This window comes from Roseibium alexandrii DFL-11 (assembly GCF_000158095.2).
GTDB classification, from domain to species: Bacteria; Pseudomonadota; Alphaproteobacteria; order Rhizobiales; family Stappiaceae; genus Roseibium; species Roseibium alexandrii.
Genome location: NZ_CM011002.1, coordinates 1,717,208 through 1,730,473, shown reverse-complemented (window position 1 = coordinate 1,730,473; position 13,266 = coordinate 1,717,208). Strand labels below are relative to the sequence as shown.

Below are 13,266 nucleotides of genomic sequence, written 5' to 3'. Positions count from 1 at the left end.
TGATGGGGAGCCAATCCGGATTTCCGGACCGGCGCAGCAGAGTAAATTCAGGAACTAGCCACGTATGTCTGATATTTTTCGTGAGGTCGATGAGGACATCCGCCATGAGAAGTACCGCCGTCTCTGGGACCGTTTCGGGTCTTGGGTGATAGCGGTCGCTGTCTTGATCGTGGTTGGCACCGGTGGTTACCGGGGCTGGCTCTATTGGCAAGACACCCAGTCTCAGTCAGCGGGGGACACATTCCTTGAGGCCGTCAGCTTGTCGGAGGCTGGTCAGTACTCGGAAGCTTCGCAGCTTTATACCGAGCTCGGGTCTTCCATCGGCGGATACCCGGCGCTCGCACAAATGCGCCAGGCAACCGACAAAGCCAATGCCGGTGACGCCACCGCCGCACTGGCTGAGTTCGATGCTCTGTCACGAGATTCGAATCTCGCACCGGCTCTGCAAAACGTAGCGGCTCTTCGCGCTGCCTACATTGCAGTCGACAGCGAGCCGTATGATGCGATTGCTGACCGGATCGAAAGCTTGACCGGCGATACGGATGCTTTTCGTGCTGCAGCCCGGGAACTGCTGGCTCTGAGCGCCTGGAAAAACGGTGATGCAGAGACGGCACTCACCTGGATCACGGCACTGGAAGATGATGCGGAGACCCCGCAAGACATTCGTCAACGCGTGACACTCCTGGGCGGACTGATCCGGGGACAGACCGGGATACCGGCTGAAGAGGGCACTGCGCAGTGATCGGTTTTCTCAAAAACGTTTCAGTCCGGCCATTGGTGGTGACGCTCGCACTGCCGGTCTTTTTGGCCGGATGCGGGTCTGTCAGTGAATTCGGCAGCTCGCTCAATCCGTTCAGCAAGGAAGACATCTTGCCTGGTGAACGGCAGGCTGTTTTTGATGGTATTGACCCGGCAGCCCAAGCTCTTGGCAAGGCGGCGAGCATTGGAGCCGCAACTGGCGGTCAGACCTGGACAAGTGCAGGCGGCGGTCCGGCCAACGATCCGGGCAATGTGGCTGTCTCCGTTTCTGGCAGCCGGGCCTGGCAGGCCAATGTAGGAAGTTCCGGCCGCGGCTTAACGTCTTCAGCCTTGCGGGTTTCCTCCCGCCCGGTGAGCGATGGCAGCCGCATCTATGTCTATAAGCCGAATGGTGAAGTCGTTGCATTGTCCACCGCTGGTGGCCGGCAGTGGACGCAAAACCTGAGGCCTGAAGAGGAACGCGACGTTGGTCCGGGTGGCGGTGTCGTCGTTGACGGCGGCGTTGTTTATGCCGCGACCGGGTACCGTCAGGTGGCGGCCCTTGAAGCCGGTTCCGGCCGGGTCATCTGGACCGCGGAAATGGATACACCAGCTCGTGGGGCTCCCGCAGCCGGTGGTGGTCACGTATTTGTCGTGAGCCAGTCCAACGAAGTCTATGCGTTTTCCAAGGAAGACGGTACTGTGGCCTGGACTTTTGCCGGGATCGAAGAGACTGCCGGCGTTCTGTCTGCTGCAAATCCTGCCATCTCCGGCAACCGGGTGATTGTGCCATTCTCCTCCGGTGAAATCATGGCCATCAACATCAAGTCCGGCGAGCCGGATTGGATTGATGGTGTGTCTCGCGGCTTCCGCACACTTGCTCTTTCCGGTCTCGCAGATGTTTCTGCGAGCCCGGTTGTCTCCGGCAACACGGTTGTCGCAACCGGCGTTGCCGGTCGCACGGTGGCTGTTGATGTCCGAACCGGACAGCGTCAGTGGGATCAAAACCTTGGCAGCGTTCATACGCCGGTTGTCTCCGGAAACGCTGTGTTCATGGTGGATCTTGACGACCGCATGGTCGCGCTTGATCGCTCGAGCGGTGAAACCATGTGGGCAACACAATTGCCGAAACCGGAAAAGAAGAAGCGCCGCCGCAATTGGGCTGGTCCGATCCTGGCCAATGGCGCGCTCGTCGCCTTTTCCAGTGATGGCCAGATCGCCATGGTCGATTCCGCCTCAGGCAACATCATGACAACACAGCGCACCAACACCGATGTCTTTGTGACGCCGATTGCCGCCGGTGGCCGTGTGGTTGTCCTGACCGGCCGGGATGGCGTTGCCGCGTTTAACTGATCATTGGGCGCTGAGGCTCTAGTTAAGTCTCAACGTTTCAAAACTGGTCGAGCTATAGTATCTGAGCACCTCATCTTTGCCTGCCAGGCAAAGATGAGGTGCTTTGAGTTTGTTAAAGGGCGGGATCCTTTGGTTGATCCGCCTCTTAGGAGTGAATGCCGTGGGCGCTACCGTCGCCATCGTTGGACGGCCGAATGTCGGCAAGTCCACACTGTTCAACCGTCTTGTCGGAAAGCGCTTGGCGCTGGTCGATGACACGCCGGGTGTGACCCGTGACCGCCGTCCGGGCGAAGCCCGCCTCGGCGACCTGCGCTTCACGATCATTGACACCGCCGGTTTGGAGGACGCCGATAAAGCGTCGTTGGAAGGCCGCATGCGCCGGCAGACCGAAGAAGCGATCGAAACCGCTGACGCAGTGTTGTTCGTGATTGATGCGCGTGCCGGGGTGACACCGCTCGACGCCCACTTTGCAGCTGTTGCGCGTAAGACAACGCGGCCTGTGATCCTGCTCGCCAACAAGGCAGAGGGCCGTGCAGGAGTGAGTGGCCTTTATGAATCCTTTTCGCTGGGGCTCGGAGAGCCGATAGCGGTTTCCGCGGAGCACGGCGAAGGCCTGTCCGATCTCTATGACGCTCTGAAGCCCCATGTTGACCGGGTGACAGAAGAAGAGGACGCAAAACGCGAGGAAGCCGTCACCAACGTGGATGTCGACGAGGACGGTGAGATCGTCGACAACGAAGATCCGGTCGGGACAATAGAGCGGCCGTTGCGTGTTGCCATCGTTGGCCGTCCAAATGCCGGCAAATCCACGCTGATCAACCAGATGGTGGGCGAAGACCGCATGCTGACTGGCCCGGAAGCGGGCATCACGCGCGATTCCATCTCCGTCGACTGGACCTGGCACGACCGGCACATCAAACTCTTTGACACGGCCGGGATCCGCAAGAAAGCCCGTGTTCAGGAGAAGCTGGAAAAGCTCTCTGTCGCCGACGCCCTGCGAGCCATCAAGTTTGCCGAGGTCGTTGTTGTCACACTTGATGCGACGATGTCGTTTGAAAAGCAGGATCTGCAGATCATTGATCTTGTGGCCCGTGAAGGCCGGGCCTTGGTGATCGCCGTCAACAAATGGGATTTGATCGAAGACCGGGAAGAAGCCTGGAAGAAGATCCGCGATGCCAACGAACGGTATTTCAACCAGATCCGCGGCGTCCGCATTGTGACCTTGTCCGGTATTCAGGGGCAGGGCATTGACCGGTTGGTTGAAGGTGTTTTTGCCGCCTATGATGCCTGGAACGCACGTGTGTCAACGGCTGGGCTGAACCGGTGGCTGGAGCGGGCAACCACTTCGCACCCGCCACCTGCAGTCGCAGGCCGGCGCGTTCGTATCCGCTACATGACGCAGCCGAAAACCCGGCCGCCGCACTTCGTGGCTTTCAGTTCCCGTCCGGAGCAGCTGCCGGAAAGCTACACCCGGTATCTGATCAATTCTCTTCGTGAGAAATTCGATATCCAGGGGACGCCGATCCGGTTGTCTTACCGCAAGGGCGACAATCCCTATGCGCCAAAGAAAAAGCGCAAGATCCAATAACGGCTGCCGCGCAGCCATGTCTCAGGTCCCGGTATTTTGCCGGGACCCATTTCTTCAAATAAATTGATTTTCAAGGAGATCTTCCATGTCATCCGATCGGCTTGCCTTTACCGAAGCGCTCGCACAAAAGGCCGGACTTGTCGCGCTGGATTATTTCAGGAAGCTCGACACCCTGACGATCACGCAAAAAGGTCATCAGGACCTTGTGAGTGAAGCGGACCGGAATGTGGAGACGCTCATTCGCGACGCGTTGTCCGAAGCCTATCCGGATGACGGGATCCTGGGTGAAGAACATGGCATGGAAGAAGGCGACAGCGGCTTCACCTGGGTGATTGATCCAATCGACGGCACGGCGAACTTCGTCACCGGCATCCCGCAGTGGTGTGTGATCATCGCCTGTGTCCAGCAGGGCCAGACCCTTCTGGGTGTGATCCATGATCCGGTTGCCGGAGAGACCTTCTCGGCGCTGGCAGGCGGCGGAGCCTTTCTGAATGGCAAGCCGATCAAGGTGTCAGACAGCGAAAGCGTGTCCGTTGGCTCCGTCGGGGTCGGCTTTAATGGCCGCACGTCCGTGACCGATGCGGTCAATGCAGTCGGAGCGCTGGTGTCCAAGGGCGGGGTTTTCTTCCGCAACGCCTCAGGCGGCCTGATGCTCGCCTATACTGGTGCCGGACGTCTGATCGGCTACATTGAGTCTCACATGAACGCCTGGGACTGCCTGGCCGGCATGCTTCTCATACAGGAAGCTGGCGGCCGTGTTCAGGAACAGGACATTGCCAAAGCACTCTATCACGGGACACGCGTTGTCACCGGTGCGCCAGGTGTCTTTGCGGAACTGACCGACATCGCCGAGAGCTCCTTCGCCCCGCTGCAGGCTGCGGAGTAAAGGGTTTACTTGGAGAGACCGTCAAACATGCTGGTCGATCAGGATCGGGTTGCCGTCCGGATCGAGCAGCATCAAACTGCCGGGACCGGTTGTCGTCTCGTCCACTTCTTGGACGAAACTGTAGCCCTTGTCTTTCAGCGTTTTCTGTAGCGCGCGGATATCTGTAAACGCGTCGAGTTTTTTCGCGTCTTGGTCCCAGCCGGGATTGAAGGTCAGGATGTTTTTCTCAAACATGTCCTGAAACAGGCCAATGACTGTCTCGCCATTTTTCATAATGACCCAGCCGTCGGACCCGGACCCGCCTAGATCGGAAAATCCAAGACCCTCGTAAAATGCCTTTGACTTGGCAAGATCTTTGACAGTCAGGCTGATTGAAAACGCTCCGAGCTGCATGGGTGTAGTCCTCCGTTTTAAAACAAGGGATCAGCAAAGCGAACTTTAGCGCGTCTTTCTACTTATAGCGTGTCGCGTTTATTTGAATTCAGGCTACTTTAGGTTTCGCGTACGAGGCAAAGCCGAGTGGCAGCGAAACCTGGATTCGTTTAAACGCGATTTGCTCTAAAAGCTGACCCACTCGCGGCTGACGCGGTCATAGAGTTTGCCGGTCTCATAGACATCGGTCTTCACGAGCTCGACCAGCTCGGGCGCGATGTCTCGTGGATGCGGCAGGTTTTCCGGTGGCTCTCCCGGCATCGCCTTGGCCCGAAGCCCTGTGCGGACCGGACCGGGGTCTGCCAGGTTGATCTTCATGCTGGTTTTGAGGCTTTCACTCGCCCAGGTGCGGGCCATGGCCTCAACTCCGGCCTTTGAGATGGACTGCAGCCCCCAGAAAGCCGGGCAGGTGCTGGCCTGCACAGAAGTCAGGAAGAGGGCGCGGCCGGCGTCCGACTGGCGCAGCAGAGGATCCAGAGACCGGATCAACCGCCAATTGGCGGTCACGTTGACCGACATGACTTTTTCGAAGTCTTTCGGACTGATATGGCCGAGCGGGGACAAGATACCCAGCATCCCGGCATTGCCGATGAAGACATCGAGTTTCTTCCAGCGCTCGTAGATCGCGGCGCCCAACCGGTCCAGGGCGTCATGATCCGTGAGGTCGACAGGAACAAGTGTTGCCTGGCCGCCTGCGGACTGGATCTCGTCATCGAGATCCTCAAGACCGCCAACGGTGCGGGCGATTGCAATCACATGCGCGCCGCGCGCTGCCAGTTGTTTGGCGAGTTGATATCCAATACCGCGCGATGCACCGGTCACCAGGGCGACCCGGCCTTCAAAATCCTGTGTCATGTTGCTCGCTAATTCCTTAGCCGACTTCCACCAGACGCGGCGCACTGACAAAGTCCTGATCCTCGGACAGATCGGTCAGCGGTGTCGGGTAGTCGCCAGTAAAACAATGGTCTGTAAATTGCGGGTTTTCGTTGTCCCGGCCGTCATAGCCTGCGGCCCGGTAAATTCCGTCCACGGAGAGGAAGGCAAGGCTGTCGGCGCCGATGTAGTTGCACATCTCCTCCAGCCCATATTTCGCGGCCAGCAGCTTCTCACGAACGGGCGTGTCGATGCCGTAGTAGTCGGAATGCTTGATCGGCGGGCTCGCCAAGCGGAAATGCACTTCCTTGGCGCCGGCGTCGCGGATCATCTGCACGATCTTCACGGACGTCGTGCCGCGGACAAGGCTGTCATCCACAAGCACAACGCGCTTGCCTTCTATTTGCGAGCGGTTGGCGGAGTGCTTCATCTTCACGCCAAGTGCACGGATCTGCTGGGTCGGTTCAATGAAGGTCCGGCCCACATAGTGATTGCGGATGATACCGAGTTCAAACGGAATGCCGCTTTCCTGGCTGTAGCCGATTGCCGCCGGAACACCGCTATCCGGCACCGGAACAATAACATCAGCATCCACGTGAGATTCACGCGCAAGCTCGCGGCCCATGTCCCGGCGCACATCATAGACACTGCGGCCGCCAACGATGGAGTCGGGACGCGAGAAGTAGACATACTCGAAGATGTCCGGGCGGGCAGGGCACTTGCCAAACGGGAAGAAGGACTGGATGCCGGTGGATGTGCAGACGATGACTTCGCCGTTTTCCACGTCCCGGATGAATTTCGCACCGATGATGTCAAGCGCACAGGTTTCAGACGCGAGGATTGGAGCGCCATTGAGGTCACCCAGGACCAGCGGACGGATGCCGAGCGGATCCCGCGCGCCAATCAGCTTTTTCGATGTCAGTGCCACGAGGGCGTACGCGCCTTCCATCTGGGTGATGGCTTCTACAAACCGGTCGACGATCTTCTGTTCCCGGGAACGGGCCACGAGCTGCAGGACAACTTCCGAGTCGGATGTGGACTGACAGATCGCGCCGTCGCGGATCAGCTGCTGGCGCAGGGTCAGCGCATTTGTGAAGTTGCCGTTGTGGCAGATCGCAATGCCGCCGCCTTCCAGTTCGGCGAACAGCGGCTGCACGTTGCGCAGGATGGTTTCGCCGGTCGTGGAGTAGCGCACATGGCCGATGGCGGCACGGCCGGTGAGGCGGCCGATTGTCTCTGCATCGGAGAAATGGTCTCCGACAAGGCCCAGATGGCGTTCCGCGCGGAACTGCTCATTGTCGAAGGTCACGATACCGGCCGCTTCCTGGCCGCGGTGCTGCAGGGCATGCAGGCCAAGCGCGGTCAGCGCGCTGGCATCTTCATGACCCAGAATGCCGAACACACCGCACTCTTCGCGCAATGTGTCGTCATTGATGTCAAACGGCTCATGGAAATCGGTTGCGCCAGTCATGGCGACCACTCCTTCATTCTGGCCGGTTTGCGAGCCGGTCCGGATACTGTCGTTAGTCTAAACGGGCGCCAGTTTTCGGCGTCAGTTGCTGTCCGTAGTCAGCTGTTCCAGTCCCTGACGTTCAGAGTCGCTGTAGGCGGGTTCTTCCGCCGGCGCGCTGGAGCGTTGTCCGCCTGTTAGCTCATTTTCCCGGATCTTGTCCAGAATCGCTTTTTCCGGATCTTCTGGCAAGACCGCGACCAATCGTTCGCCAACCGACAACAGGATCGGCAAGGATTTGGCGTTTTGTACCCAGCGCGGCTGTTGTTCCGGCTGGACGAACCAGTTGAAGAACATCATGGCCACAACGACCAGCAACAGGCCGCGGACGGCGCCGAAGACAAAGCCGAGCGTGCGATCAAGCGCGCCTATGCGGCTGTCCAGGATGAAATCGGAAATACGCATGGTGATGTAGCTGACGACGATCAGCGTCACCAGGAAGACGGCGGCCGCAGAAACACCCATCGCCACCAGATCTTGCGAGATGTACTGCTGGGTGTAGGGCATGACACGCTCATAGAGCATGAATGCGGCGACGGCCGCGGCGACCCAGGAAACAATGGAAAGAACTTCTCGGACAAATCCGCGGATCATCGCCAGAACCGCCGAGATGAGCATGATGACCAGAAGCAGTCCGTCCAGCAGCGTAATCGGCATGTTTCCGATAAGTCCTCTGTCTGGCGCCTAAGCGCGAAAATTACACTCTCTAGCGGGTCTGATGATGCGTCAGGTTGCCCCTTGTGCACCAGTCTCCGCTGTCAGTTTGGCGATGAAGTCCCCAAGTTCCGGCAATCCCGTTGCCTTGAAGGGAGTCGCTGCACCGTCCTTGAGGTTGCCCTCTGGACAATAAGCCTGATCAAAGCCGAGTTTTTCGGCTTCTTTCAGTCTTGACTGAGCTTGTGCCACGGGCCGGATGGCTCCCGACAAACTGACCTCGCCGAAATAGACGCAATTGGCCGGAAGGGCAAGCCCGCTGAGAGAAGAGACAAGGGCCGCAGCGACGGCAAGATCTGCACCCGGTTCGTTGATTTTGAGCCCGCCTGCGACATTGAGATAGACATCATGCTGCGAGAACCGGACGCCGCAACGCGCTTCCAGAACCGCAAGGATCATGGAAAGGCGCGCGGTGTCCCAGCCGATCACAGCGCGCCGGGGCGTTCCAAGGGAGGATTGTGCAACCAGGGCCTGGATTTCGATGAGGAGCGGCCGCGAGCCTTCAAGGCCGGCAAAGACCGCTGCGCCGGGCGCAGTGGTGTTGCGGTCTCCGAGGAACAGCGCTGACGGGTTGGGCACTTCCTGAAGACCTTTACCGGTCATTTCGAAAACACCGATCTCGTCGGTGGCACCAAACCGGTTTTTCACCGAGCGCAGGATCCGGTATTGATGGGCGCCGTCGCCCTCAAAATATAGAACCGCGTCCACCATGTGCTCGACAACACGTGGACCGGCGATCTGGCCATCCTTGGTGACATGGCCGACAAGCACCAGCGTGGTGCCGTTTTTCTTTGCGTAGCGTACCATCGCCTGAGCAGACGCCCGTACCTGGGTAACAGTGCCTGGCGGCGAGTCCGCCTGATCTGTCCAGAGCGTCTGAACGGAATCCAAGATCAACATCGCCGGGGCTTTGTCGGCCTCCAGTGTTGCCAGAATGTCTTCAACGCTTGTTTCCGCAGCCAGGGCTACGGGCGCATCGGCCAGACCAAGGCGCTCAGCCCGCAATCGCACCTGGCCGATCGCTTCCTCGCCGGAGATGTAGACGGTCTTGTGACCGAGGCTGGCGAGTTGAGCTGCCGCTTGAATCAAAAGGGTTGATTTACCGATCCCGGGATCGCCTCCGACAAGCAGTGCCGAGCCGCGGACAAAGCCGCCGCCGGTCACCCGGTCCAGCTCGGCAACCTTGGTTTGAATGCGCGGCGCTTCCTTGGTGTCTCCGGTCAGGCCGACCAGTGGAACGACGCGCCCCTTGGATTTCGAGGCCCGGCTCGGACCTCCGCCAATGCCGCCGCCGGTCTGCTCCTCAACGATGGTGTTCCACTCACCGCAGGATTCGCAGCGGCCGACCCATTTTGCGGTGACCGCTCCGCAGGACTGGCAAACGAAAGATGTGGACCGGCGGGCCATCTAATAAAACTCCAATCAACCCAGCGGGCCGTAGATGCGCTCAAAGCGGCGTCCGAGGCTTGTCAGATATTCGTAGTCGATGGTCTCCGCATAGGCCGCCATGTCAGCGGCCGCAACATTTGGCCCCAGCATTTCCACAAGCCCGCCGCGCTGAACGAGATGTTCTGGAATGTCGGTGACGTCGAGCGTGATCATGTCCATGGAGATCCGGCCAAGGATTGAGGCCTTATGGCCGCCAATCATTCCGAAACCACCAGGACGGTCATCTGAGGAGCTGGCACGCCGCAACAACCCGTCCGCATAACCTGCCGCGACGACCGCATTGCGCAGCGCCCGTTTCGCTGTTTGGGTTGCGCCGTAGCCGATCGCATCACCTTTAGGAACATTTCGCACAATCATGATGCGGGCTTCCACTTTGGCGACCGGCTGCATCGGGTTGTCGCCATGATCAAAAGCCCGGCCGCCATAAAGAGAAATGCCGGGACGGACGAGATCGAAGTGATAGTCTGGTCCCATCAAGACGCCAGCGGAATTGGCAAGGGAACGCGGAACACCCTTGAACGGGGAGGTGAGCTCGGTAAACCGGGCAAGCTGCTCCTGGTTCATCGGATGGTCCGGATCCGAGCCGCAAGCCAGATGCGACATGAAGAGGCTCGGTTTAAAGGGGCCCATAAGTTCCAGATCAGCGAGCGCCGTTCCAAACTCGTCGCCAGACAATCCAAGCCGATGAATTCCTGTGTCGACATGGACTGCTGCTGGAAAACTCTTTCTGGCAGTCCTGCAAAGAGCGGCCCACTCTTTCAATTCGTCCAGGGACCCGAGGACCGGCCGAACATCGTGTTGAAGAAGCAGATCGGCCGTGTCCGGAAACAAGCCGTCAAGCGCATAGATGGTGGCACTTGGAAGTGTTTGACGGAGCGCCATGGCTTCAGTTGGTACCGCAACAAAGAACGTCCGGCAGCCTTCCTCAAAGAGCCGTTTTGCCGTTTCCGCTTGCCCAGTTCCGTAAGCATTTGCCTTGATAGTCGCCGCGCACTCGCTACCCGGCGCCAATCTCGACCTCAGGAGAGACCAGTTTGCTGCAATGGCGTCCAGATCAACAGTCAGACGGCCGCCATAAAGGGCGGAGGAGTAGGCATTTATCGGCTTTTCGGACACGAGGCTGACAGGTCTCCGGACAGAATCGGATTTCGCAGTGCATCAACCTGCCGACATTAGAAGGTTCGCCGCTGCCTGCAAAGCGTTTGGTTTGGGCAGAGTGTGCCCGTCCTATCGCCAAAATGGTCAAGCCGGCCTTGGTCAATGATCCAAACCGGCTTGGAAGTGCAATCCTACTCGTAGCGCTCCGGCAGGTGATCGTCTTCCGCCAGATCGGAGAAGCGGGTGTACTGACCTTCGAAGTGAAGGTTCGCGGTGCCGGTCGGGCCGTGACGTTGCTTGGCAAGAATGACTTCCGCCTTGCCCTTCAGCCGCTCCATATTGTCCCGCCAGATCTCGTATTCCGGCGAGCCTTCATCCGGTTCCGTCTTGGACAGGTAATACTCCTCACGGAACACAAACATAACCACGTCGGCGTCCTGCTCGATGGACCCGGATTCACGCAAGTCCGACATCATCGGGCGTTTGTCATCGCGCGATTCCACCTGACGCGACAGCTGGGAAAGCGCAATAATTGGAACATTGAGCTCCTTTGCGAGTGCTTTCAGCCCGGTCGTGATTTCCGTAATTTCCTGAACGCGGTTGCCCTGGTTTTTGGCCGAGCCGGACAGGAGCTGGATATAGTCAACGATGAGCAGATCAAGACCGCGTTGACGCTTCAAACGGCGGGCTTTGGCCACCAGTGAAGCGATGGAAATACCACCGGTCTGATCGACATGAAGCGGAACGGACTGCATGGTTTGCGCACAGGCGGCCAGTTTCTCAAACTCGGCTTCTGAAATGTCGCCGCGGCGGATTTTCGAAGACGAGATCTCAGCCTGTTCAGAGATGATACGGGTTGCGAGCTGTTCGGCCGACATTTCGAGCGAGAAGAAACCGACCACACCGCCGTTGACAGTCTTGATGGACCCGTCCGGTTGTTCTTCAGCCTGATAGCTTTGCGCAATGTTGTACGCAATGTTGGTTGCAAGCGAGGTTTTGCCCATCGCGGGACGCCCGGCAAGAACGATCAAGTCAGAATGCTGCAGACCGCCCATCAGCCTGTCGAGTTCACGCAAGCCGGTGGAGATCCCGGACAAAGCGCCTTCCCGATTGTAGGCAGCGTGGGCCATTTCGATGGTTTCGGTCAGCGCATCGCCAAAGGAGACAAACCCGCCTTCGCTGCGCCCGGTTTCGGCCAGTTCAAACAGGCGGCGTTCGGCGTCGTCAATCTGTTGCTCTGGCGGTACGTCGATCGGCGCGTCAAATGCAATGTTGACCATATCTTCGCCGATCCGGATCAGGTTCCGGCGGATGGCAAGATCATAGATGGTGCGGCCGTAGTCTTCCGCGTTGATGATGGATGCGGCATCGCCGGCAAGGCGCAACAAGAACTGTGTCGCCGACAGGTCTGCGATTTTTGCGTCGGCCGGATAAAACGTCTTGAGGGTGATCGGGGAGGCCGTCTTGCCCGCACGGATCAGGTGGCCGATTTTCTCAAAGACATCCTGATGCGGTGGCACGAAGAAGTGGTGCGGTTCCAGAAAGTCGGACACGCGGTAGAACGTCTCGTTGTTGACGAGGATCGCGCCAAGAAGCTGCCGCTCGGCTTCCGCGTTATGCGGAGCCAGACGCTGCACATCTTCTTCTGTCTCGACCTTCTGCAAAGTACCCTTCATGCCTGCCCCCGATAACCGTGTTGTCATCGGAAATAGCCTCAGACCGGTATGGGCTCAAGCTGCAAAAAAGCTTGACGCAGATTCCCACCGACGTCCACAGATCAACGGGGAAAGATTTAAAAGGCGCTTGACTCAAACAGCCTTTGAGGCCTCAGGGAGCGGCTATTAGTCGTTGATATTAAATATGTTTTTAAATAGTCAATGATTAGTTAATGGAAAATCCAACACTTTCAATGCGTTGGCCGGATATGTGAAGTCGGCACGCGAGGCGGCATTCAAAAAGCAAGCTGGCAAAAGAAAACGGCGCCCGAATGAGCGCCGTTTCCCAGAAGTTTTTCAAAGGCTGGATCGAAGCAATCAAGCTTCTTCTTCAGAAACCGCTTCTTCGGTTGCATCAGCTTCTTCGCCTTCACCTTCGCCTTCTTCATCGTCTTCTTCAAATTCGAAAACGTCCTGTTCAGGTGCAGTGAGGTCTTCCCCGGCGGCCTGACGAGTTGCTTCGTCTTCGGAGCGTGCGACGTTGACAGAGACACCAACTTCGACTTCCGGGTGCAGCTGGATGACAACTGAGTGCAGGCCGATTGTCTTGATCGGAGTGCGCAGCTCAACCTGGCCGCGGCCAACGGAGAAGCCGCCTGCGGTCAGGCCTTCGGCGATATCACGTGTGGATACTGAACCGTAGAGCTGGCCGGTTTCACCAGCGGAGCGGATCATGACCAGAGCTTCGCCGTCGAGTTTGGACGCAACAGCTTCAGCTTCGCTCTTGCGCTCAAGGTTCCGGGCTTCCAGCTGGGCACGTTCGTTTTCGAAGCGTTCCAGGTTTGCCTTGTTGGCGCGCAGTGCCTTGCCTTGCGGCAAAAGGAAGTTGCGTGCGTAGCCGTCACGCACCTTTACGGTGTCGCCCATCTGGCCAAGTCTGGCGATACGCTCAAGAAGGATAACTTGCATG

12 protein-coding genes are annotated in these 13,266 nt (G+C 58.4%); 4 read left to right on the top strand and 8 right to left on the bottom strand.

Annotation, left to right across the window (positions count from 1 at the left end; all coding sequences use genetic code 11):
* Positions 1-64: 64 nt before the first annotated feature.
* From SADFL11_RS07970 to SADFL11_RS07955, 4 genes are all read left to right on the top strand, one after another.
* Entirely contained in the window at positions 65-742 is a 678-nt protein-coding gene (locus SADFL11_RS07970; RefSeq protein WP_008195024.1) for a tetratricopeptide repeat protein, read from the top strand.
* Positions 739-2,091: an outer membrane protein assembly factor BamB family protein gene (locus SADFL11_RS07965; protein ID WP_208981442.1), complete on the top strand. Its 1,353-nt coding sequence runs from the start codon at positions 739-741 to the stop codon at positions 2,089-2,091. Before SADFL11_RS07970 ends, SADFL11_RS07965 begins: the two co-directional genes overlap by 4 nt.
* Before the next feature lie 160 nt (positions 2,092-2,251).
* Complete coding sequence (gene der / locus SADFL11_RS07960; RefSeq protein ID WP_040453293.1) at positions 2,252-3,679, top strand: ribosome biogenesis GTPase Der; 1,428 nt, start codon at positions 2,252-2,254, stop codon at positions 3,677-3,679.
* An 85-nt stretch (positions 3,680-3,764) separates the two neighbouring features.
* Positions 3,765-4,565, top strand: coding sequence for an inositol monophosphatase family protein (locus SADFL11_RS07955; protein WP_008191177.1), 801 nt, complete (start codon positions 3,765-3,767; stop codon positions 4,563-4,565).
* 21 nt (positions 4,566-4,586) lie between these two features.
* Here SADFL11_RS07955 and SADFL11_RS07950 read toward each other — a convergent pair whose 3' ends face one another.
* The 8 genes from SADFL11_RS07950 to rplI all read right to left on the bottom strand — a co-directional run bounded on the left by SADFL11_RS07950 (position 4,587) and on the right by rplI (position 13,265).
* Positions 4,587-4,958, bottom strand: coding sequence for a VOC family protein (locus SADFL11_RS07950; RefSeq protein ID WP_008196216.1), 372 nt, complete (start codon positions 4,956-4,958; stop codon positions 4,587-4,589).
* A gap of 165 nt (positions 4,959-5,123) precedes the next feature.
* Positions 5,124-5,852, bottom strand: coding sequence for an SDR family NAD(P)-dependent oxidoreductase (locus SADFL11_RS07945; protein WP_008193688.1), 729 nt, complete (start codon positions 5,850-5,852; stop codon positions 5,124-5,126).
* A gap of 16 nt (positions 5,853-5,868) precedes the next feature.
* On the bottom strand, positions 5,869-7,341 hold the full coding sequence (gene purF / locus SADFL11_RS07940) for an amidophosphoribosyltransferase (RefSeq protein ID WP_040451849.1): 1,473 nt from the start codon (positions 7,339-7,341) through the stop codon (positions 5,869-5,871).
* An 81-nt stretch (positions 7,342-7,422) separates the two neighbouring features.
* Positions 7,423-8,037 (bottom strand): CvpA family protein, encoded by a 615-nt coding sequence (locus tag SADFL11_RS07935; protein WP_008192143.1) that lies wholly within the window; start codon positions 8,035-8,037, stop codon positions 7,423-7,425.
* A 69-nt stretch (positions 8,038-8,106) separates the two neighbouring features.
* Positions 8,107-9,501, bottom strand: coding sequence for a DNA repair protein RadA (radA, locus tag SADFL11_RS07930; RefSeq protein WP_008192429.1), 1,395 nt, complete (start codon positions 9,499-9,501; stop codon positions 8,107-8,109).
* A 15-nt stretch (positions 9,502-9,516) separates the two neighbouring features.
* Complete coding sequence (gene alr / locus SADFL11_RS07925) at positions 9,517-10,659, bottom strand: alanine racemase (RefSeq protein WP_008192023.1); 1,143 nt, start codon at positions 10,657-10,659, stop codon at positions 9,517-9,519.
* 173 nt (positions 10,660-10,832) lie between these two features.
* Positions 10,833-12,317 (bottom strand): replicative DNA helicase, encoded by a 1,485-nt coding sequence (locus SADFL11_RS07920; RefSeq protein ID WP_008188790.1) that lies wholly within the window; start codon positions 12,315-12,317, stop codon positions 10,833-10,835.
* Between the two features lie 357 nt (positions 12,318-12,674).
* Positions 12,675-13,265, bottom strand: coding sequence for a 50S ribosomal protein L9 (gene rplI, locus SADFL11_RS07915; protein WP_008190241.1), 591 nt, complete (start codon positions 13,263-13,265; stop codon positions 12,675-12,677).
* Position 13,266: the final 1 nt, after the last annotated feature.

Bases quoted from the DNA above. Each gene is read 5' to 3' on its own strand.
- SADFL11_RS07970 (WP_008195024.1), top strand. From the start codon at position 65: ATGTCTGATATTTTTCGTGAGGTCGATGAGGACATCCGCCATGAGAAG.
- SADFL11_RS07955 (WP_008191177.1), top strand. From the start codon at position 3,765: ATGTCATCCGATCGGCTTGCCTTTACCGAAGCGCTCGCACAAAAGGCC.
- SADFL11_RS07950 (WP_008196216.1), bottom strand. From the start codon at position 4,958: ATGCAGCTCGGAGCGTTTTCAATCAGCCTGACTGTCAAAGATCTTGCC.
- SADFL11_RS07945 (WP_008193688.1), bottom strand. From the start codon at position 5,852: ATGACACAGGATTTTGAAGGCCGGGTCGCCCTGGTGACCGGTGCATCG.
- purF (WP_040451849.1), bottom strand. From the start codon at position 7,341: ATGACTGGCGCAACCGATTTCCATGAGCCGTTTGACATCAATGACGAC.
- SADFL11_RS07935 (WP_008192143.1), bottom strand. From the start codon at position 8,037: ATGCCGATTACGCTGCTGGACGGACTGCTTCTGGTCATCATGCTCATC.
- radA (WP_008192429.1), bottom strand. From the start codon at position 9,501: ATGGCCCGCCGGTCCACATCTTTCGTTTGCCAGTCCTGCGGAGCGGTC.
- SADFL11_RS07920 (WP_008188790.1), bottom strand. From the start codon at position 12,317: ATGAAGGGTACTTTGCAGAAGGTCGAGACAGAAGAAGATGTGCAGCGT.
- rplI (WP_008190241.1), bottom strand. From the start codon at position 13,265: ATGCAAGTTATCCTTCTTGAGCGTATCGCCAGACTTGGCCAGATGGGC.